Origin of the sequence: Streptomyces sp. NPDC005963 (assembly GCF_040638655.1) — a bacterium.
GTDB lineage: Bacteria > Actinomycetota > Actinomycetes > Streptomycetales > Streptomycetaceae > Streptomyces.
The window spans coordinates 336,350-356,379 of sequence record NZ_JBEXVD010000003.1 but is presented as its reverse complement, the minus strand read 5'-3'; the positions used below and the strand labels follow the sequence as shown (position 1 = coordinate 356,379).

The window sequence follows — 20,030 nt, the reverse complement described above, 5'->3', positions numbered from 1 at the left end:
TGATGTCTGACTGTTCGGCGCTCGGGCAGCCGCCGTGCCCACAGCGCTCAGTCCGTGGTGGCCCCGGCCTCGGCGGCCCTGCGCGCTCCGGCCGTCTGTCGTACGTATCCGATCACGGCGAGTGCGAGCGTCAGCCCGCCCGAGGACAGCAACTGCGTCCGGGTGTCCGCCTCCCTGGCCATCAGGACGAACACCGCCGCCATCCCGGCCAGCGCCAACCAGGTCAGGACCGGGTACCACCACATCCGGACCACGAGCCGCGACGGGTCCTCGCGCTCGGTCCTGCGCCGCAGGATCAGTTGGGAGATCGCGATGAAGATCCAGACGATGAGGATGATCGCGCCGACCATGTTGAGCAGCCACATGAAGACGTCGTCGGGGCGCCAGTAGCTCAGCAGGACGCAGCCGAAGCCGACGACGGAGGAGAACAGCACCGCGGCCCGCGGCACTCCGCCCGACGCCCGTCCGAGTGCCTGCGGGCCCTGGCCGCGGGCGACCAGGGAACACGCCATCCGGGACGCGCCGTAGATGTTGGCGTTCATCGCGGAGAGCAGGGCGATGAGCACGACCACGTTCATGATCTGACCGGCACCGGGGATGCCCAGGTGGTCGAGGGTCGCCACGTACGGGCCCTTCTCCACGACCTTCGGGTCGTTCCACGGCACCAGCGTGACGATGACCGCCATGGAGCCGATGTAGAAGACGGCGATCCGCCACATCGCGGTGCGCACGGCCTTGGCGACCCCGCGCACCGGGTCCTTGGACTCGGCCGCCGCGATGGTGACGGTCTCCAGACCGCCGTACGCGAAGAGGGAGGCGAGCAGTCCGACCACCAGACCGTCGACGCCCATCGGCATGAAGCCGCCGTCACCGGAGAGGTTGGCCGTGCCCGGAGCGTCCGAGCCGGGGAGCAGTCCGGCGATCGCGAGGCCGCCGATCACCAGGAAGAGGATGATCGCCAGAACCTTCAAGGCGGCAAACCAGAACTCGAATTCACCAAAATTCTTGACGGCCGCGAGGTTCGTGACGCAGAAGACCAGCATGAACAGGGCCACCCAGGCCCACTCGGGCGTGCCCGGCAGCCAGCCCGTCATGATCTTGGCCGCGCCGATCGCCTCCAGGCCCACGGCCACGCAGAGCAGGAACCAGAACGCCCACCCCGCGGTGAATCCTGCCCAGGGTCCGATGGCCCGCTCGGCGTGCACTGAGAACGATCCGGAGGCGGGGTTGGCCGCGGACATCTCGCCGAGCATCCGCATCACCAGCATCACGAGCAGCCCGGACAGGGCGTACGCGATGACGATGGAGGGCCCCGCCTTGGCGATGCCGGCGCCCGAGCCCACGAACAGCCCGGCGCCGATCACTCCACCGAGGGCGATCATCGACAGATGGCGCTGCTTGAGTCCGGGCGAGAGCGTCACGTCGTCCGGGCGGCGGTCGACGGGCGGTGGCGCGGAGGTCCGAGACATGGGAGTGCCCTGTTTCCTTGGCGGCAGATGTGCGGGAGACGTGCGGGGGATACATGCGAGATATGTGCAGGGGGCGTGCGGGGAGGCGTGCGGCGGCCGATACAGCGGCTGCTCTAGCGGGTGATGCGCGGGTGACGAGCAAGTCTGAGCATGGTGCCCGCTAACTGGGAACGTATGTCCGCTATACGGGCACGAATTTTACACAAGGCGTCCATCCGTCTGCCCCGTCCCGACGGATGTGAACGCTCGGGCGCTTTAGTGAAAACCTACAGACGCCCTGGTTGGGTGTGGACGAGCGAACGCGGCCCCACCTCAGTGACGAGGGTCACCCCCCGGGATGGGTGTACCGGCGCGTTTGTTCATTTCCAATGAAGTGGCCGTATCGCCCTTGTCGATGGCTGACGGTGAACGATCGTTCGCCCCTGGGCTACGGTCACTGTGCTTCACCGATTCCTTGCTTCTGCCTACACCTTCCCTCGCCTTCCCTCGCCACGCGGAGTCCCGATGAGCACTGCCACAGCCACCTCACGTTCGGGCGCGGTCCTCGCAGACCTGCTGCCCGCCTCCCGCACCCGGGACATAGCCCTCGTGGTCGGGGGTGCCGCGCTCACGGGCATCGCCGCCCAGATCGCCCTGCCCGTCCCCGGCTCCCCGGTCCCGGTCTCGGGTCAGACGTTCGCCGCCCTCCTGGTCGGTACCGCGCTCGGTGCCCAGCGCGGTCTGCTGTCGCTCCTGCTCTACGCGTTGGCCGGCATGGCGGGCGTGCCGTGGTTCGCAGAAGGCGCGTCGGGCTGGTCGATGCCGTCCTTCGGCTACATCCTCGGCATGTTGCTCGCGGCCACCGTCGTGGGAGCCCTCGCCCGCCGCGGCGCCGACCGTTCCGTCCTGCGGACCGCCGGCACGATGGTCGTCGGCTCGGTGATCATCTACGCGATCGGCGTGCCCTATCTGGCCCTGTCCACCGGAATGACGCTCTCCCAGGCGATCGCGGCCGGCCTGACCCCGTTCCTCATCGGTGACGCCCTCAAGGCCGCGCTGGCGATGGGCGCCCTGCCCACGGCCTGGAAGCTGATCGGCCGCCGAGGCTGAACCGAGGACCCGGCCCTATGGTCGGATGAAACGTTTCCCCGGCCGTACGGGGTCTGTCGTGACAGACCCCGTACGGCCGGTCGCATGACCGCCGAGGGAAGACGTCGCGTCAGGTACGGGTCGGATCACCCGTCGTGGGGGCCGGCTCGGACCGGGGGGCCTTGCCCCCGCTTCCCCTGCCGCCTCCGGTGCGGTCGCGCCAGACGGCGACGGCCACCACCAGCGCCGCGACCAGCAGCGACAGCAGCATCTGTTCCCGTCCGGTGTCATCGAAGAGCATGTAGACGATCACAAAGAGGATCATTCCGATCGTCACCCGCGTCAGCCAGGGGAACAGCCACATGCGGACGACCAACTTCTCCGGGGCCTCGCGCTCGATGATCCGGCGCATCCGCAACTGCGTGCAGCAAATCACCAGCCAGACGAACAGCGCGACCGCGCCCGACGAGTTCAGCAGGAACGCGAAGACCGTGTCGGGCCAGCGGTAGTTGAAGAAGACCGCGACAAAGCCGAACAGCACGGAGGCCAGGATCGCTGCCCGCGGCACGCCACGGCTGTCGGTCCGGGCGAAGGCCCCGGGGGCGTCACCGCGCTTGCCCAGGGAGAACGCCATGCGCGAGGCCGTGTACAGGCCCGAGTTCAGGCACGAGAGCACCGCCGTGAGCACGATGAAGTTCATGATCTGACCGGCGTGCGGAATGCCGATGGAGTTCAGCGCGGCGATGTACGAGCCGTCCTCGGTGATGGCCTTGCTGTCCCAGGGGAGCAGGGTCAGTACGACGAAGATCGACCCGAGGTAGAACACGGCGATCCGCCAGATCACGCTGTTGGTCGCCTTCCGCACCGCACGCTGGGGGTCGGCCGACTCGCCGGCGGCCAACGTCACGATCTCGCTGCCCATGAACGAGAAGACGACCATCAGCACACCGGTGAGGATCGCCCCGTACCCCTCGGGGAAGAAGCCCCCGGAATCGGTCAGATGCGCGAACCCCTTGCCCGGATTGTCCGAACCGGGCAGCAGCCCGAAGACGGCCAGCAGTCCGATCGCCACGAATGCCCCGATCGCCACCACTTTGATCCCGGCGAACCAGAACTCAAACTCGCCGTACGACCCCACCGAGGCCAAATTGGTCGCGGTCAGCACGACCATCACCAACAGCGCCCACGCCCACTGGGGAACGGCTGGAATCCATCCCTCCAGGATCACCGCGCCGGCCGTCGCCTCGACCGCGAGGACGACCACCCAGAAGAACCAGTAGAGCCAGCCGATCGAGAACCCGGCCCAGCGTCCGATCGCACGGTCGGCGTACTCCGAGAACGAGCCCGACGCCGGGTTCGCGGCGGCCATCTCGCCGAGCATCCGCATCACGAGGACGACCATCAGACCGACGAGCGCGTACGACAGGAGGATCGCCGGACCCGCCGCCGCGATGCCCGCGCCCGAGCCCACGAACAGCCCCGCGCCGATCACTCCACCGATGGCGATCATGGAGAGATGTCGGTTCTTTAGTCCGGCCTTCAACTCATCCGACGACTGAGACTGTGAAGGCTCCTCTGGTTGCTCACCTTCTTTTGGAAGGGTTTGCTGCGAGGTCATAGTTGATTCCTTTGGTTCGAGAATCGTGTGCGGTGCATTCAGGTGCTGACCCCGCTGACGGCTACCCGCCCATTCGCGTGCCACACTCCCCTTATGCGCGTGTACATCGGTTCCGACCATGCTGGCTACGAACTCAAGAACCACCTCGTCGAGTGGCTCACGGCCCATGGCCATGACCCCGTCGACTGCGGACCCCACATCTATGACGCCCAGGACGACTACCCGCCGTTCTGCCTCCGTGCCGCGGAGCGTACGGCCGCCGACCCCGACAGCCTCGGCATCGTGATCGGCGGGTCGGGCAACGGCGAGCAGATCGCCGCGAACAAGGTCAAGGGCGTCCGGGCCGCACTCGCCTGGAGCGAGCAGACCGCCGCCCTCGGGCGCGAGCACAACAACGCCAACGTGGTCGCCGTCGGTGGCCGAATGCACACGGTGGAGGAGTCGACGAAGTTCGTCGAGATCTTCCTCAACACGCCGTACTCGAACGAAGAGCGCCACACGCGCCGGATCGAGATGCTGACGGCGTACGAGAACACGGGTGAACTCCCCCCGATCCCGGCCCACCACCCTCAGCCGTAACCCCATCAGCCCCGGCGCCCCCAGGTTCCACCTGTGGGGCGCTCGTTCTTGGCGCCGGGGGAGCGGTTGAGGCACGGAAGCGAGGCGCGCCCGGGGCACAATGGGAGTCTCCGCAGCGGACCAGCACCAAGGATCGACTCCCGTGCCCGAAGGCCACACCATCCACCGTCTCGCGCAGGACCACCGCGAGCGCTTCCTCGATCGAGCCCTGCGCATCACCAGCCCCCAGGGCAAGTTCTCCGACTCGGCCGCCCTGATCGACGGCCAGGTCATGGACGCGGCCGAGGCCCACGGCAAGCACCTGTTCCTCGGCTTCGGCCCGCTCGGCTGGGTCCACATCCATCTCGGGCTGTTCGGCAAGGTCGACCTGGGGGACGCGCCCGCACCGCCGCCCACCGACACCGTCCGGCTGCGCCTCGCGACCCCCGACGGCTATATGGACCTGCGCGGTCCGACCACCTGTGCGCTGATCACCGACGGCGAGAAGGCCGCGATACACGAACGCCTCGGCCCGGACCCGCTGCGCGCCGACGACGACCCCGGCCGGGCCTTCGCCCGGATCTCCCGTTCCCGTACGACCATCGCCGCGCTCCTGCTCGACCAGAAGATCATCTCGGGTGTGGGGAACGTCTACCGCGCCGAGGTGCTGTTCCGGCACAACATCGACCCCTACCGCGCTGGCAGGGACATCGAGCGCGCCGAATGGGACCTCATCTGGGCCGATCTGGTGGCGCTGATGCGCGAGGGTGTGCGCAACAACCGCATCGACACCGTCCGGCCCGAGCACACCCCCGAGGCCATGGACCGGCCGCCGCGCGTCGACGACCACGGGGGTGAGGTGTACGTCTACCGCCGCGCGCAGTTGCCCTGTCACATCTGCGCCACCGAGATCCGTACCGCCGACCTCGCTGCGCGCAATCTCTTCTGGTGCCCGCACTGCCAGGTGACCACGGCGGGTTAGGGCCCGTCCCCCGGCCCGGCCACAGCGACCGGGGGACGAGCGTCCAACGTCGTTAGAAGTTGTGCGGCAGCCAGGGCGCCACATCGCTGCCGAATCCGGCGGCGGCCTCTGCGAGCGCACCGCTGCGGACCTCGCGCACCCGACCGGACGCGGCGAGCGCCGTCAGCGAGATCCCGCCGAGGTAGGCCGCGCCCAGCTCCCGTACGGACAGCACCAGATCGGCGGCGTCCGCCGTCCGCTCGCAGACTGCGCCCTTGGTGTCTCCGGAGAGCCGCCAACGCCCTTCGTTCCAGGGGCAGAAGGCGTCTTCCACCTCGATCACGAGATCCACGGGGGTGCGGTAGGAGCGGGCCGCGAGTGCGGTGCCGACCTCGATCAGCCGCACGTACAGACCGTCCCAGATGCGGACGTTGCAGCGCCGCACATCGGAGACGAGATGCTGCCAGGGGTCGTCGACCGGTCGGTTCTCCATCCGGATCGACGACGTGAGGTCGATTCCGGCGAGGAATCGCCAGAGCGCGGCGTCCGCGGCCGGGTCCAGCGCGTAGAGATCGGTCAGTTGGATGGAGCCCTTGGGGCCGGCCTCGTCCCAGGCGGGACGATTGCGGAAGCGGGTAAAGCCGACCACCTCGCCGTCCCGTTCGGCGAGCACGCACTGTAGGTCCGACGCGCCCGCCTTGTCCTCGGATGCGTCCAGCACCTGAAGACGGTCCCAGTCGGGCAGTCGGGCGATCATGCCCGGGCGCTCGGGCAGCTTGCGCGCGTAGATCGCCTCACAGATCGCGAGGGCGTCCATGGGCTTCACCTTGCGCAGGGTGATGCCGTCGGGGCGCTCGGGCTCCGGGAAGCGCACGCGGGAGGTGTCGATCTCCGCGATCAGCTGCCAGCTCGCGGTGCCGTAGCCGAAGCGCCCGTAGATGGCGGGTTCGGAGGCGGTGAGGACGGCCAGCGGCTCGCCCCACTCCCGTAGGTCGTCGAGCTGGCGGCGCATCATCGAGGTGAGCACCCCGCGGCGCCGATGGGTGGAGGCGACGCTCACCTCGCTCACTCCGGCCATGCGGACCGCCGACCCGCCCGGCACGGTGACGTCGAAGCCGAAGGAACCCGCGGTGCCCACGGACACCGACCCGTCCCACACTCCGAGCGAGCGCGCCGGATCGGTCAGTTCTCTGATGAGGTCCCGCTTCTCCTGGGACTGCCGCACGCCTCCGAAGGCCTGCTCCAATCCCTCGTACCACTCGTCCCATTCGGACGTTTCGAGGACTCGCAGCTCAACGCTCATCCGTCATGCCTAACAAAGTGCGACCGGGATCGGCGAACGAATTTTCGGGGTGTCGGGAGACTTTCGCGCGGGTGAGCGGGTCATTGACCGGCTTCGGGCCCGGTGGCCCGCATCGGCGTGGTATCAATCACAGCAGCGGGGTCCGACGCCATCTGTCCCGTTCCCGCACGCGGGCGATGGCCGGATTTACCATGCGCCTCTTGGACTCGATGCCTGGTCTGGACCATTACATCGTTGGGCGCCGACAGGCGCCAACTGTACGAGGCGGGCGTTCCGGCTTAATTTCACCCCTTCCGGGCCTCGATCGGACACCAGTCCGTGCCTGTGGTAGACGTCACCACCCCGGGATGGAACCCTCGCGGTCCTGACGGAAGGCCAGGTCAGGCGGGGTGCGCGCATCTGTGGAACCGTCAGGGTGTAGGAGCCATACAGCAGTTGTCATATGCCATGACTATCTACCGATACGTCGACAGAGCGACCCGATTTCGAACGCATTGTCATAGGGGTCCCCCTGCACGAACGGGCTATGGGTCGATAAGGTCACACGACAATGGTCCGTGGCAGAGCAGCAGACTCCCTGGGGGCCCGGTGGCGCAAGGCAACCCACCGGGCCAGAATCGCGCTGCGCAAATCCGCGGTCGACTACTTCCGCGGCGACGGCTCGGACACGGTCGCCCTCACCGGGCTGCTGCTGACCGTTCCGGCCATCACCTGGGGCACGATCACCAAGTCCGAGTGGATCTCGCCGTCCGCTCTGGTGCTGCCGATCGTCGCGGGCGCGCTGATCCTGCGTCCGGCGAGCCTGCTCGGCTTGTACGCGGCCTGCGCCGCGGGCCTGATCGTGGAGACCTTCAACCTCGGCCCCTATGACGACGGCCCCGACCGGGTCACCCCCGGCACGGTCCTCGTCGTCGCGGCCTGCGGGTTCTTCGGACTGCTGATCGCGCAGTTCCGGGCCCGGGTCGGCGTCCCCTGGAGACGCGGTGGAACCATGCTCTTCGACCTGCGGGAACGCATCGCCGTCCAGAGCGCCCTGCCGCGGCTGCCGAAGGGCTGGCACCAGGAGATGGCGTTGCGGCCCGCGGGCGGCCAGTCCTTCTCCGGTGACTTCGTGGTCGCGGCCCGTACCAACGGCGGCCGTACGCTCGAAGTCGTCCTCACCGATGTGTCCGGCAAGGGGATGGACGCGGCTTCGCGCGCCCTGCTGCTCTCCGGCGCCTTCGGCGGTCTGCTCGGTTCCCTGCCCCCGCACCGCTTCCTCCATGCGGCCAACGGCTATCTACTCAGACAGAACTGGGACGAGGGCTTCGCCACCTCGATCCATCTCGTTCTGGACCTGGAGTCCGGGGACTACGAGCTGTTCTCCGCCGGCCACCTCCCGGCGCTCCAGCTCAGCGCGGGCAACGGCCAGTGGGAGGAGAAGTCCGGGGAGGGCCCGCTGCTGGGGGTGTACGACGGGGCGCAGTTCGACCCGGTGAAGGGTTCCCTGCGCCCCGGCGATGTGCTGATGCTCTTCACGGACGGCCTGGTGGAGGCTTCCGGCCAGGACCTCAGCGAAGGCATGGACCGTCTGACCGGTGAGGCCGACCGCTATGTCTCCTCCGGTTTCGAGGGGGCGGCCTGGCATCTCATCGAGACGGTGGCGAAGGACGTCAACGACGACCGGGCACTGCTGTTGCTGTGCCGGGACGCCTAAGCCGCGTCAGACACGGCCCACGTCCTACGCGGGGTTGAGTGCTCCGCGCGAGGCGGCCTCGGTGAAGACCGCGAACGCCGCGGGCGCGACCGTGAAGGACCCACGGCCCGGGTCCTTGGAATCACGGACGGCGATACGGCAGGGCTGTGCGGCGACCTCGACGCACTGGCTCTGGGACGCCCCGCTGTGCGAGGACTTCTGCCAGCTGGCCGAACCGAGGGGCGCGCACTCTATGCAGTCTCCGCCTGTGGTGCCGCTGTAAGTCGACTTCCGCCAGGCCACATTGCCCAGAGGCGCGCACTCGACGCAGTTTCCACCGGTGGTTCCGCTGAACGACGACTTACGCCATAGAGCGCTCGTCGGACTCGGGTTGCTCCCCATAACGCTCCTCCATTACGCGGGCGATCAGCGCCGCTGAATCCCTCACGGAGAGGGCAGCGGCCTGGAGGCGATCGTAACGGAGCGAACCCTCTCGGATACTCTCGGGGTTGGCCGTCATATGGCCCTGGATGAAGTCCTCGGTGTAGATGATGTCTGGATCGTCCCCGAATCGCAGGATGTTGAACGACCCGTCCAGGCCGGTGTGTTCTCCTGCGGCAAACGGCAGGACTTGGACGCTCAGCCAGCGCCGATTCCGTAGCTCCAGGAGCCGCGAGAGCTGCTTGCGCATCACTGCCCGGCCACCGATCTCCTGGTGGAGTGCGGCCTCGCTGAGCACCACCCACGTGGCAGGTGGGCTGGGACGTTCCAGGATGCGCTGACGCTCCATTCGCGCCGCGACCTTCCCTTCGAGGTCGTCCTTGCAGTCCACGCTCATGAGGACTCGTGCGTACGCCTCGGTCTGAAGGAGTCCGTACACCAACTGTGGCTGGAACGTGGAGATGAAGGTGGCGCGTGCCTCCATTTCCGCGTATGGCTGGAACCAGGAGGGAAGTTGGCTGCGGAGCACCAGCCCCACCAGTCGGGAGAACATCCCGTCCGTGCCGAGGGCCGCGTCCACGCGCTCGGAGAAGTCGCGCGTCGGGACCTTCTTCGTCGTTTCGATCTGGCCCACGAGCGAGCCGGTGCAGAAGACGATCGATCCGAGTTGAGCCTGGCTCAGTCCGGCGGTTTCGCGCAGTCGCCGTAATTCCGAGCCGTAGTAGTCGAGCGGTGAAGCGCTCGGGTCCAGGTTTCGAACAGCAGTCACGCCAGCCCCCAACGTTTGGCAGGGTTGCTCACTTTTGGTAGTCAAGCCTAAGCGTGTGGCGGCAGTCTAGGAGGGGAAAAGAGCCAACTAATCGTGCACCATCGGGAGTTATCGTGCAGTTGATCGACCCGGAGCCATCCCTGAGCTATCGGATGAGCTTCACTGTCGGTGACCATGCCGCCCGTCATGTTCGCCGTATCGCGCGCTCGTACCTTCACGATTGGGGGCTCGACGGCTTGGCGGACACGGTCGGGCTCGGGCTCACCGAACTGCTGGCCAACGTCGTACGCCATGTGCCCGGGCGGCACTGTGCGCTCGCGCTGCTGCGGCTGCCCTGGGGGGTGCGGATCGAGGTCAGCGACGAAGGGCCCGGGTTGCCGCGAACGCCCGCCCCGGTCGATCCCGAAGGACTCGACGAGGGCGGGCGTGGGTTGCTGCTGATCGCGGCGCTGGCCGACCGCTGGGGCGTCGTACCGCTGACGCCGACCGGCAAGACCGTGTGGTTCGAGTGCGAGGCGCCGCAGCCGCTTTCGGTGTCAGCCGACCTGGGAGGGGACGGGCTCGGGTTTCCTCGCCTTCGGCAGGAAACGGGCGAGCAGGTGTGACCTGCCGGCGACCATGGGCGCCAGTACGGCCAGGACCAGGACGTATCCCGCGATGAACGGCGAGAGACGGTTGTCCAGGCCGGCGGCTGCCGCCATCGTCGCCAGGATCAGCGCGAACTCACCGCGGGCGAGCAGGGTGGTGGAGATGTTGGCGGCCGGTCCCGGGCCGAAGTCGTAGATCCGGGCCGCGGCGAGCCCGGCGAGGACGTTCATGGCGAGGGTCACGGCCACGGCCGCGAGGACCGGCCACAGGACGGAGGGCAGGTCGCCCGGGTCGATCGAGAGGCCGAAGCCGAAGAAGAAGATGGCGCCGAAGGCGTCCCGCAGTGGGTGGACCAGTTTGAGGATGCGTTCCCCGGAGGTCGTGCTCCCCAGCATCAGACCGACCATGAAGGCGCCGATGGCGTCCGCGACCCCGAACCACTCCGAGACTCCGGCCATGAACACGGCCGCGCCCAGGAAGGAGATGACCAGGAGTTCATCGTCCGGGGTGTTCATCAACCGGCCGATGACCTTGGTGCCGAACCGTGCGGCCAGGGCGAGCAGCAGCAGGAAGCCGAACGCCTTCCCGCCGTCCATCACGGCGGCCGACAGGCTGTCCGCGCCCGACAGGATGGGTTGGAGGGCGGCGAGGTAGAGGGCGAGGAAGATGTCCTCGACCACGATGATTCCGAGGATGGGTTTGGTCTCGGGGTTGCCGATGCGGCCCAGGTCCACGAGGACCTTCGTCACGATCGCGGACGAGGAGATGCCGAGGACACCGGCGAGCACCAGGGCTTCGCCCGTACCCCAACCGAGCGCGAAGCCGAAGCCGAGGCCGGCTCCGACGTTCAGCAGCAGATAGACGCCACCGGCGATGGCCATCTTCCGGCCGCCCGCTTTGAGGTCGTCCAGGTGGAATTCGAGGCCCAGGTAGAAGAGGAGGAGGACCAGGCCGAGGGCCGAGAGCATCTCCAGGTCGTGCGGGTCGGAGAGCAGCACGATGCCGGGAGTGTGGGGGCCGAGCAGGATGCCGGCCAGGATGAACAGAGGGATCGTCGGCAGACCGATGCGGCCACCGAGGCGGGCGAGGAAGGCGGCTGCGAGGAAGGCGCCGCCCATGGCTATGAGGGTGTCTGCGTGTCCGATGGGCTCATCCTCACTGTGTAAACGGGAGCATCAAGAGGGCGTCAAGAAACCGTCAGTAATTAGTTTACCAAATGATTGACCTTGCAACTATTGCGGGGCGCAGTCGGGTGCTTGCCGCCGGGAGGTGGTGGGGCAATCCCCACCCCCGATCGGCCGGTCAACGCCATGGTTGTAGGGGCCCGTTGATCCGTAGCGTCTAACCCGTTGACCTGCACGGATAGTGAAGACGGAGACGATCATGGGGCTGCGGCGCAGCAAGCGGCGGAACGAGTCGGCGGCAGCGGGAGCGGCCTACGACCACGGCCAGGGCTACGGTCAGGGCGGCGCCGCGGCGGTCGAACTCCGTGGCGTACGGCGTCAGTACGGCACCCGGCGCGCTGCCGTCCACGCACTCCGCGGCATCGATCTCGTCCTTCCGCACGGTTCCTTCACCGCCGTCATGGGCCCGTCCGGCTCGGGCAAGTCCACCTTCCTCCAGTGCGCGGCCGGACTTGACCGGCCCACCGAGGGATCGGTACGCCTCGGCGGCACCGAGATCACCGGCATGAGCGAGAACAAGCTCACCCTGTTGCGCCGCACCCGGCTCGGCTTCGTCTTCCAGGCGTTCAATCTGCTGCCGTCGCTCACGGTCGAACAGAACGTCCTGCTGCCCGTGCGGCTCGCCGGTGAACGGCCCGACCGGCGCCGCGCCGCCGAGGTGCTGGCACAGGTCGGCCTGGGGGACAAGGGGGCCCGTAGGCCCTCCGAACTCTCCGGCGGGCAGCAGCAGCGGGTGGCCCTCGCCCGGGCGCTCGTCACCCAGCCCGATGTGATCTTCGCGGACGAGCCCACCGGGGCACTGGACACCACCACCGCATCCGAAGTGCTCCAACTGCTGCGCTCCGCCGTGGACGGCCTCGGTGCCACCGTCGTCATGGTCACCCATGACCCGATCGCCGCCGCCTACGCGGACCGGGTGCTGTTCCTCGCCGACGGTTCGATCGTCGACAGCCTCGCCGGTGCCGACCCCGGCACGATCGCCGACCGGATGCGCGCCCTGACCGCCCCCGCCCACGCCTACGCCGGGATGGTGGCCTGATGTCCGGGCCCAACGGCCTGGCGCGGGCCGCGATCCGCTTCAAACCGTCTGCGTTCATCGGAACCCTCGTCGCCCTGCTGATGACCGCCGCGATCGTCTCCGCCTGCGGGATCATGCTGGAGACCGGAGTTCGCGCCAGCGTGCCGCCCACCCGCTACGAGGCCGCACCCGTGGTGGTCGCAGCCGATCAGCAGATCCGGTACACCGTCGGTGCGGGCGAGGACAGATCCACCGAATACGTACAGGTTCCGGACCGGGCCCGGGTGAACGCATCCCTCGTACGGACCGTGGCCGCGGCCCCCGGTGTGGCAGCGGCCGTCCCCGACGTGACCTTCCCCGTACAGGCCCCGAACCGGGGAGAGGCCGCCCTGAACGCCCAGGGCTGGGGGTCGACCGCCTTCACCGGGACCGAACTGACCGGAGGCGCGGCGCCGCGCACCGGCGATGTCGTCCTCGGCGAGGGAAGCGCGAAGATCGGCGACCGGATCCGGCTGGAAACCCCCGTGGGCGCCCGGGAGTTCCGAGTCTCCGGGCTCGTCCAGGGCGCGGGCGTGTGGTTCGACACCGCCGAGGCCGTACGGCTGTCCGGACACCCCGGCAAGCTGGACGCCATCGCCGTACTCCCCAAGCCCGGGGTCTCCGCTGGGGAGTTGTCAGGACAGGTCCGCCAGGCCGTCGACGGCAAGGCGAAGGTCCGTACCGCCGACACCCGCGGCACCTTGGAGGACCCCCTCCTCGGCACGGCGAAGGAAGCACTCATCGCCCTCGGCGCCTCCTTCGGCGGCATCGCCACCATGGTCGCCGTCTTCACCGCCGCCGGTACGGTCGCGCTCTCCGTGGGGCTGCGGCGTCGAGAGTTCGCCCTGCTGCGGGCGATCGGCGCCACCCCGCGCCAGATCCGCCGCACCATCGCCACCGAAGGACTCCTCGTCGCCCCGCTCGCCGGAGCGCTGGGCTGTGTGCCCGGAGTGGCCCTGGCGCACTGGTGGTTCGGACAGTTGAAGGAGAAGGGCGCCGTTCCCGAAGCCGTGGAGCTGGCCGTCTCCCCCCTTCCCCTGTCGATCGCCGTCGCCGCCTGTCTGATCACCGCCCTGATCGCGGGCTGGGCCGCCGCCCGACGACCGGCGAAGATCAAGCCCGGTGAGGCACTGGCCGACGCAGCCGTCGAACGGGTCCGCTTCGGCAAGATCCGCACCCCGCTGGGCATCGCCGCCCTGGTCGGCGGCATCGCGCTCACCGGGGTGGCGGCGAGCACCTCCGGGGAGGACGCGGCCAACACCGCCCTCGGCGTGGTGATGTGCTTCATGCTCGCCGTGGCCCTGCTCGGGCCGCTGATCGCCCGGGCCTGCGCGGGACTCTTCGGCCTGCCGCTGCGCGCCGCCGGCGCCTCGGCATCCCTGGCCGCAGCCAACTCCCGTACCAACGCCCGTCGACTCGCCTCCGCCATGACCCCGATCGTGCTGGCCATGGCCTTCTCCTCTGTACTGATCTTCCTCCAGACCAGTACCGACCGGGCGACCGAGGAGCAGCAGCGCGCCGGAATGAAGGCCGACCACCTGGTGAGCGCACCCGGTGGGCTGCCGCTGGACGCCACCGAGCGGGCCGAGCGCATCCCCGGGGTCTCCGCGGCCGTCGCTCTGGTGCGCACCTCGGTCCTGGTGTCCTCCGAAACAGCCGGTGACACCTCCTGGCAGTCTGCTTCCGTCCAGGGCGTCCACGGTGATCCGGCGGCGCTGGTGAAGGTGCAGGACCTCGATGTGCGCAAGGGGTCGATCGGGGCACTCGCCCCCGGGAAGATCGCCGTCGACCGGGTCGTGGCCGACCGTACGGGAGCGAAGGTCGGCGACCGGATGCAGATCCGCCTGCCCGACGGGACCCCCGCCCAGCCCGAGATCGTGGCGCTGTACGGAAGGGGCCTCGGCTTCGCCGAGATCACCCTGGCCGCCGCCGACCTCAAGGGCCGGGTCACCTCTCCCTACGCACAGGACCTGCTGGTGCGCGGCGCCCCGGAGGCGGCCGAACAGCTCGCCGCCCTCGGCACCGTGCAGGACCGTGAGGGCTATGCGTCCGCGGCGAGCGTCGACCGGGAACTCAACGCCTGGGGCAATCGCGTCATGGCGGCCATCCTCGGCGGCTTCGCGGCCATCGCGGCGGCGAACACCCTGGTCATGACCGTGCTGGACCGTCGGCGCGAATTGGGGATGCTCCGACTGATCGGCTCCACCCGCCGACAGGTGCTCGGCATGATCCGTTGGGAAGCGCTGCTGGTCACCGGGGCCGGAGTGGTCCTGGGCTCGGCGATCGCGCTGGCCACGCTGGTGCCGATGACGAACGGCCTCACCGGACAGGCGCCCCATGTGCCGCCGCTGGTGTACGGATCGTTCGTCGCGGCGAGCGTCCTGCTGGGGCTGGCCGCCACGGTCCTCCCGGCCAGGGCCGCCCTGCGCGACCGCACCATCTGAACCAGTTCATCAGCACCCTCGGTGCCCCGGGAGCCTCCACGGCTCCCGGGGCACTTCGTCGGCTGCGCGCGGAGTCCTCGGACCCGGCGCTGGAGGGCCGCCGGTCCCGATGTGAAGGGGCGGAGGTCGATAAATTCCCTGTGAATTCCCGCTGTCCCCTGTCTCGCGAAGCGGCGGGCGCCTCCCTCCCCGCACCGGGCGAGACGCATGTCACGCATGGCGGTGAACGCCCAGCCGATGGGACTCATGGGGCGGATCGAGTTCCCTGGTCCAGAAGGTGAAGCAGGCGTTCAGGGGGTCGTTCGCATGATCGATCGCGCAATTTCTCGAAGGCCCACCCCCGCTGTGCTCCTCGTCCGCACCCCGTATGTTGGGCCCACCGACGTCGTTCTACTGCCCGGTAAATCCGGGGCTCCCCGGTGGAATCGACACGGGCCTGACGGGTACTGGATGACCGACGCGGCTTCCGGTACAGGATTCAGGCGTGAAATATTGTTTCAGGTCAATGGTTTGATGGCCTCAGTGTGGACGCACCCGCGACCCCGTGAGCTGGAGCGCCCGCCGCGAGAGGAGACTCCCTGTCATGGGGACTGGTCACCGTGACACCTCTGTGTCGAGCAAGAGCAGACACACCATTGCCGTACCCCCGCAGCAGTCCCGAAGCGGTCAGACGCGCCTCTCGGAACCCCAGGCGGCCCGCCTCTCGGAACCCCAGGCCGCCAAAGACCCCTCCCGGGTGCTCTGGAACGAAGGCCGCCCCACGGTCCTGCTGATCGAGGACGACGCCGGCGACGCCCTGCTCGTCGAAGAACTCGTCGCCGACAGCGGTGTCCCGCTCCACCTCCAGTGGGCCCGGTCCCTCTCCGACGCGCTGCCCCTGCTGCGCCGCGAGCGCCCCCAGTGCGTGCTGCTCGACCTCCACCTCCCCGACGCCCAGGGACTCGAAGCGCTGGAGAAGGTCATCGCGGTCGCCGACAGCTCCGCGGTCGTCGTGCTCACCGGTCTCGCCGAAGAAGAAGCGGGCTTCGCCGCCGTCGCCTCCGGTGCCCAGGACTACCTGGTCAAAGGGAGACTGGAACCCGACCTCTTCGCCCGCGCCATCCGCTACGCCATCCAGCGCAAGCACACCGAGCAGTCAGCCGCCGCCCTCCAGGCCGAGCGGCTGCGCGCCGAGGAGAACAACCGACTCGAACGCGGACTGCTGCCCACCCCGCTCCTCCTCGACGACAGCGTCCGGATCTGCTCCCGCTACCAGCCAGGCCGGGCCCAGGCCCTGCTCGGCGGAGACTTCTACGACGTCGTCCAGACCGAGGACGGCATCACCCACGCGGTCGTCGGTGACGTATCGGGGCACGGCCCCTACGAAGCCGCACTCGGCGTCTGTCTACGGGTGGCCTGGCGGTCCTTCGTCCTCGCGGGCACCCGGGGACAGCACCTCCTCGAACTCCTGGAGCAGGTCCTCGTCGCCGAACGCTCGGGACCGGAGATCTTCGCCTCCCTCACCAGCCTCACCTTCCGCACCGAGGAGCGGGTGATGGACGTGATGCGCGCCGGACACCCGGGCTTCCTCGTCCGCACCCCCGACGAGGTGCGACTGGAGGAAGTGCAGCCCGGTCCCGTCCTCGGGCTGCTCCCGAAGCTCGCGGAGTGGCCCACCACCCGGCTCACGGTCCCGTCCGGCGGCGCCGTCGTCGTCTTCACCGACGGGCTCATCGAAGGGAAGACGGGCAGCGGCCCCGAGCGCCTCGGTGAGGAAGGACTCCTCGCCATCGCCCGGCACCACCCGCAACTGCCCGCCGACGAGTTCGTCGACGTCCTCCTCAACACCGCACAGTCCCTGGCCGCCGAAGCGGGCGGCCCGTCCGACGACATCGCCCTCCTCCACCTCGAATGGAACGACCACTCGTGACCTCCGGCACCACCCGTCCGATAGCCCCCGACAGTGCCCGCAAGGCCCGCAGGGGGTTTCGAGGGTTGACCGTGCAGGCGTGGTTCCTCCTCGCCCTGGTCCTCATGGGCGTGGTGGCCGCGGTCGCCGCCGCGGTGGGAACCCGCGCGCTCGACCGGACCGAGACGGCCAACGTCCATCTCGTCGACGACATCGCCCCAGCCCGGGCCGAAGCGTTCCAGCTCAAGGCCGCACTCCTCGATCAGGAGACCGGCGTACGCGGCTATCTGCTCACCGCCGACCCCGATCTGCTGGAGCCGTACTACCGGGGCGTGACCACCGAGGAGCGCAGCCGCAACCGGCTCGATGAACTCATGGGAGCGGAGAAGGGACCGGCGGCCGACCTGGCCGCGGTCGAAGAAGCCGCCGAGACCTGGCGCACCGAGTTCGCCGAGCCCGCCATCGCCGCCCGCAAACTCGGACCGGTCGAAGCACCCGCCGCCGGCAAGACGGCCTTCGACCGGGTGCGCAGCAGCCTCGACGCCCAGCACACCCGGCTGGTCGACGAGCGCGCGAAATGGCGCGACGAACTCACCGAGGCCCGGGAACACCAGGACTTCTCCCTGGCCCTGATCCTCGCCACCTTCCTGGCGGCGGCCGTGGGCCTCGCCGTACTGATCCACTTCGCGGTGGGCCGTCCCCTGAGCGCCGTGCGCAGCGCCTCCCAGCGGGTCGCCGACGGCGAGTTCCAGCACCACATCCCGCTCCAGGGCCCCGCCGACCTCCAGGCGCTGGCCGAGGCCGTGGAGGCGATGCGCGTCCGTGTCGTCGCCGACCTCGACGCCTCCCAGCGCAACGAAGCCACCCTCACCCAGCAGGCCGCCGACCTGGAGGAGCAGCGCGTCGAACTGGAGCGGTCGAACGCCGAACTGGAGCAGTTCGCGTACGTCGCCTCCCATGACCTCCAGGAGCCGCTGCGCAAGGTCGCCTCCTTCTGCCAGCTGCTGGAGAAGCGGTACGGAGAAGAACTCGACGACCGGGGGAAGCAGTACATCGGCTTCGCCGTCGACGGTGCCAAGCGGATGCAGATCCTCATCAACGACCTGCTGACCTTCTCGCGCGTGGGGCGACTGCACGACAGCGTCGAGACCGTCCCGCTCGACTCCGCCTTCGACCGGGCCGTACGCGATCTGTCCGTCACGATCGCGGACTCCGGGGCGAGCGTCGACAAGCGCGACGAACTCCCGTCCGTACAGGGCGATCCCACCCTGTTCGCGATGTTGTGGCAGAACCTGATCGGCAACGCCGTCAAGTTCCGCAGCCCCGACCGCACGCCGCACATCACCGTCACCGCCGAACCCGACGACCAAGAAGGTTTCTGGCGGTTCGCGGTCACCGACAATGGCATCGGCATCCCGGCCGAGTTCGCCGACAAGGTGTTCGTCATCTTCCAGCGGCTCCACAGCCGCGACAGCTACAGCGGCACCGGCATCGGACTCTCCCTGTGCAAGAAGATCATCGAGCACAGCGGTGGCCGGATCTGGGTCGACACCGACCACACCGAGGGCACCCGCATCGTCTTCACGCTCCCGGTGGCAGCATCGCCCGCCGAGCCCGCGGAGTCAGCGGCGGACGCCTCAGCGCTGCCGTCCCCCGTCACCACCCCTGCCCCTGAAGGAAAAGCCCCATGAGTACCCCAGCCCTCTCCCAGCCCGTAGAGGTCCTCCTCGTCGAGGACGACGCCGGCGACGAGCTCATGACGCGCGAGGCGTTCGAGGACAACAAGATCGGCAATACCCTGCACGTCGTGCGCGACGGTCTGGAAGCGCTGGACTTCCTCTACCGCCGCAACGGACACACCGACGCGCCGAGGCCCGATCTGATCCTGCTCGACCTCAACCTGCCGAAGTACGACGGCCGCCAGGTGCTGGAGAAGATCAAGTCGGACCCCGACCTGAGCCATATCCCCGTCGTGGTGCTCACCACGTCGGCAGCCGAGGAGGACATCCTCCGCAGCTACCGACTCCACGCCAACGCCTATGTCACCAAGCCGGTCGACCTCGACCAGTTCATGCAGGCGATCCGACAGATCGACGACTTCTTCGTCACCGTCGTCAAGCTGCCGCGCTACCGCTGAACCGACCGCGGACCGTCAGGCGGCCTCCACCCGGGCGACCTCCTGCGCGTCCAGACCGGTCAACGCGACGATCCGCGCCGCGGGGACCCCGGCCGTCAACGCCCTGAGCACCAGGGCCTCCCAGTCCTGCGCGGTGTCCCGGAACGCCAGCAACTCGTCCTCCACATCGGTGATCGACTGCGGTGCGCACTCCCGCTGCACCCGCTCGACCTCCTCGTCACCCAGCGGTACGGGCAGCCGGTCGGCGTCCTCGGGGATCAACACCTCGGAACCGGCCGGGACGATCCGCACCCGCTCCGACGACGCGGACATCTCGTGCGCATCCAGCCAGGCCCGTACGGCAGGCGTGTCCAGGCACTCCAGCGCGCCCACGGCACCGAGCGCGGCACCCAGCCGAGCACGGCGCTCCGGGAGCAGAAACAGCTGAGCCTCATCGGCCACGGCACCAACCGCCTTCCATCCTCTTCCTTGGGGGGCTCCCCGGGGTGTGCGGGTCGTCCGCCTTGAGCGCCCCGGACCGACCGGGGCGCTCAAGGCGGACGCTTCCCCCGAATGCGGCCGGTACGCCTGCCACCGGCGGATTCGCCCGGGATCTCATGCGCGCGGGTCGGCCAACCGGTGGACGATGGCGTGCCAGACCCGCTCGGGCGGGGCGATCGGCAGGTCCGCCGCCGTCGCCGTGCGCACCGCCCTGGCCACCCGACGCAGGGCGGCCAACTCCTTCCCGCATACGGCGCACCCCTCGACGTGGGCGAGGCGTGGATCCGCCTCGGGCCACGGGGCGCGATCCAGTACGAGTTCGCCCAACGTCCGGGTATCGAGGTGCTCGGACACGTCCTGCTCCCTTCCGCACCGGGACGGTCAACGCCG

At 69.0% G+C, this 20,030-nt stretch carries 18 protein-coding genes; 10 read left to right on the top strand and 8 right to left on the bottom strand.

Annotated features, from left to right (window positions below; all coding sequences use genetic code 11):
• Positions 1-47: 47 nt before the first annotated feature.
• Complete coding sequence (locus tag ABZ348_RS07615) at positions 48-1,469, bottom strand: amino acid permease (RefSeq protein ID WP_358930352.1); 1,422 nt, start codon at positions 1,467-1,469, stop codon at positions 48-50.
• Positions 1,470-1,973: 504 nt separating this feature from the next.
• On the opposite strand from ABZ348_RS07615, the gene ABZ348_RS07610 reads away from it, so the two are divergent.
• A complete protein-coding gene (locus ABZ348_RS07610) occupies positions 1,974-2,558 on the top strand; it encodes a biotin transporter BioY (RefSeq protein WP_358930350.1) in 585 nt (194 codons plus the stop codon).
• Positions 2,559-2,667: 109 nt separating this feature from the next.
• Here the strand turns inward: ABZ348_RS07610 and ABZ348_RS07605 are convergent, their stop codons facing one another.
• The gene (locus ABZ348_RS07605; protein ID WP_358930348.1) at positions 2,668-4,155 is read right to left on the bottom strand and encodes an amino acid permease; all 1,488 of its coding nucleotides are present in this window, start codon (positions 4,153-4,155) and stop codon (positions 2,668-2,670) included.
• Between the two features lie 93 nt (positions 4,156-4,248).
• Between ABZ348_RS07605 and ABZ348_RS07600 the strand changes: the two genes are divergently transcribed.
• Together ABZ348_RS07600 and ABZ348_RS07595 are read left to right on the top strand one after the other, a co-directional pair.
• A complete protein-coding gene (locus tag ABZ348_RS07600) occupies positions 4,249-4,734 on the top strand; it encodes a ribose-5-phosphate isomerase (protein WP_358930346.1) in 486 nt (161 codons plus the stop codon).
• A 142-nt stretch (positions 4,735-4,876) separates the two neighbouring features.
• Positions 4,877-5,695, top strand: coding sequence for a DNA-formamidopyrimidine glycosylase family protein (locus ABZ348_RS07595; RefSeq protein WP_358930344.1), 819 nt, complete (start codon positions 4,877-4,879; stop codon positions 5,693-5,695).
• A gap of 52 nt (positions 5,696-5,747) precedes the next feature.
• Here the strand turns inward: ABZ348_RS07595 and ABZ348_RS07590 are convergent, their stop codons facing one another.
• A complete protein-coding gene (locus ABZ348_RS07590) occupies positions 5,748-6,977 on the bottom strand; it encodes a GNAT family N-acetyltransferase (RefSeq protein WP_358930342.1) in 1,230 nt (409 codons plus the stop codon).
• A 550-nt stretch (positions 6,978-7,527) separates the two neighbouring features.
• Between ABZ348_RS07590 and ABZ348_RS07585 the strand changes: the two genes are divergently transcribed.
• The gene (locus ABZ348_RS07585; protein ID WP_358930340.1) at positions 7,528-8,673 is read left to right on the top strand and encodes a PP2C family protein-serine/threonine phosphatase; all 1,146 of its coding nucleotides are present in this window, start codon (positions 7,528-7,530) and stop codon (positions 8,671-8,673) included.
• 24 nt (positions 8,674-8,697) lie between these two features.
• Here ABZ348_RS07585 and ABZ348_RS07580 read toward each other — a convergent pair whose 3' ends face one another.
• Both ABZ348_RS07580 and ABZ348_RS07575 read right to left on the bottom strand, forming a co-directional pair.
• Positions 8,698-9,054 (bottom strand): DUF397 domain-containing protein, encoded by a 357-nt coding sequence (locus ABZ348_RS07580; RefSeq protein ID WP_358930338.1) that lies wholly within the window; start codon positions 9,052-9,054, stop codon positions 8,698-8,700.
• Positions 9,014-9,862, bottom strand: a complete 849-nt coding sequence (locus tag ABZ348_RS07575) for a helix-turn-helix transcriptional regulator (RefSeq protein WP_358930336.1) — start codon at positions 9,860-9,862, stop codon at positions 9,014-9,016. Before ABZ348_RS07575 ends, ABZ348_RS07580 begins: the two co-directional genes overlap by 41 nt.
• A gap of 113 nt (positions 9,863-9,975) precedes the next feature.
• On the opposite strand from ABZ348_RS07575, the gene ABZ348_RS07570 reads away from it, so the two are divergent.
• A complete protein-coding gene (locus ABZ348_RS07570) occupies positions 9,976-10,467 on the top strand; it encodes an ATP-binding protein (protein ID WP_358930334.1) in 492 nt (163 codons plus the stop codon).
• On the opposite strand, the gene ABZ348_RS07565 is transcribed toward ABZ348_RS07570, so the two are convergent.
• Complete coding sequence (locus ABZ348_RS07565) at positions 10,399-11,568, bottom strand: cation:proton antiporter (RefSeq protein WP_358930333.1); 1,170 nt, start codon at positions 11,566-11,568, stop codon at positions 10,399-10,401. The two genes, ABZ348_RS07570 and ABZ348_RS07565, sit on opposite strands and share 69 nt — an antisense overlap.
• A gap of 265 nt (positions 11,569-11,833) precedes the next feature.
• On the opposite strand from ABZ348_RS07565, the gene ABZ348_RS07560 reads away from it, so the two are divergent.
• The 5 genes from ABZ348_RS07560 to ABZ348_RS07540 all read left to right on the top strand — a co-directional run bounded on the left by ABZ348_RS07560 (position 11,834) and on the right by ABZ348_RS07540 (position 19,160).
• Positions 11,834-12,673 carry an ABC transporter ATP-binding protein gene (locus tag ABZ348_RS07560; RefSeq protein ID WP_358930332.1) on the top strand — a complete coding sequence of 280 codons (840 nt, stop codon included), beginning with the start codon at positions 11,834-11,836 and terminating at the stop codon, positions 12,671-12,673.
• A complete protein-coding gene (locus ABZ348_RS07555; RefSeq protein ID WP_358930330.1) occupies positions 12,673-15,135 on the top strand; it encodes an FtsX-like permease family protein in 2,463 nt (820 codons plus the stop codon). The genes ABZ348_RS07560 and ABZ348_RS07555 overlap by 1 nt, the downstream gene beginning before the upstream one ends.
• Before the next feature lie 583 nt (positions 15,136-15,718).
• Complete coding sequence (locus tag ABZ348_RS07550) at positions 15,719-17,044, top strand: fused response regulator/phosphatase (protein WP_358930328.1); 1,326 nt, start codon at positions 15,719-15,721, stop codon at positions 17,042-17,044.
• Positions 17,041-18,714: an ATP-binding protein gene (locus ABZ348_RS07545; protein WP_358930326.1), complete on the top strand. Its 1,674-nt coding sequence runs from the start codon at positions 17,041-17,043 to the stop codon at positions 18,712-18,714. The genes ABZ348_RS07550 and ABZ348_RS07545 overlap by 4 nt, the downstream gene beginning before the upstream one ends.
• Complete coding sequence (locus tag ABZ348_RS07540) at positions 18,711-19,160, top strand: response regulator (protein ID WP_358881813.1); 450 nt, start codon at positions 18,711-18,713, stop codon at positions 19,158-19,160. Before ABZ348_RS07545 ends, ABZ348_RS07540 begins: the two co-directional genes overlap by 4 nt.
• A 15-nt stretch (positions 19,161-19,175) precedes the next feature.
• Here ABZ348_RS07540 and ABZ348_RS07535 read toward each other — a convergent pair whose 3' ends face one another.
• Together ABZ348_RS07535 and ABZ348_RS07530 are read right to left on the bottom strand one after the other, a co-directional pair.
• The gene (locus ABZ348_RS07535) at positions 19,176-19,601 is read right to left on the bottom strand and encodes a DUF6003 family protein (protein ID WP_358930324.1); all 426 of its coding nucleotides are present in this window, start codon (positions 19,599-19,601) and stop codon (positions 19,176-19,178) included.
• Positions 19,602-19,754: 153 nt separating this feature from the next.
• Positions 19,755-19,994: a hypothetical protein gene (locus tag ABZ348_RS07530; RefSeq protein ID WP_358930322.1), complete on the bottom strand. Its 240-nt coding sequence runs from the start codon at positions 19,992-19,994 to the stop codon at positions 19,755-19,757.
• Between the last annotated feature and the right edge of the window lie 36 nt (positions 19,995-20,030).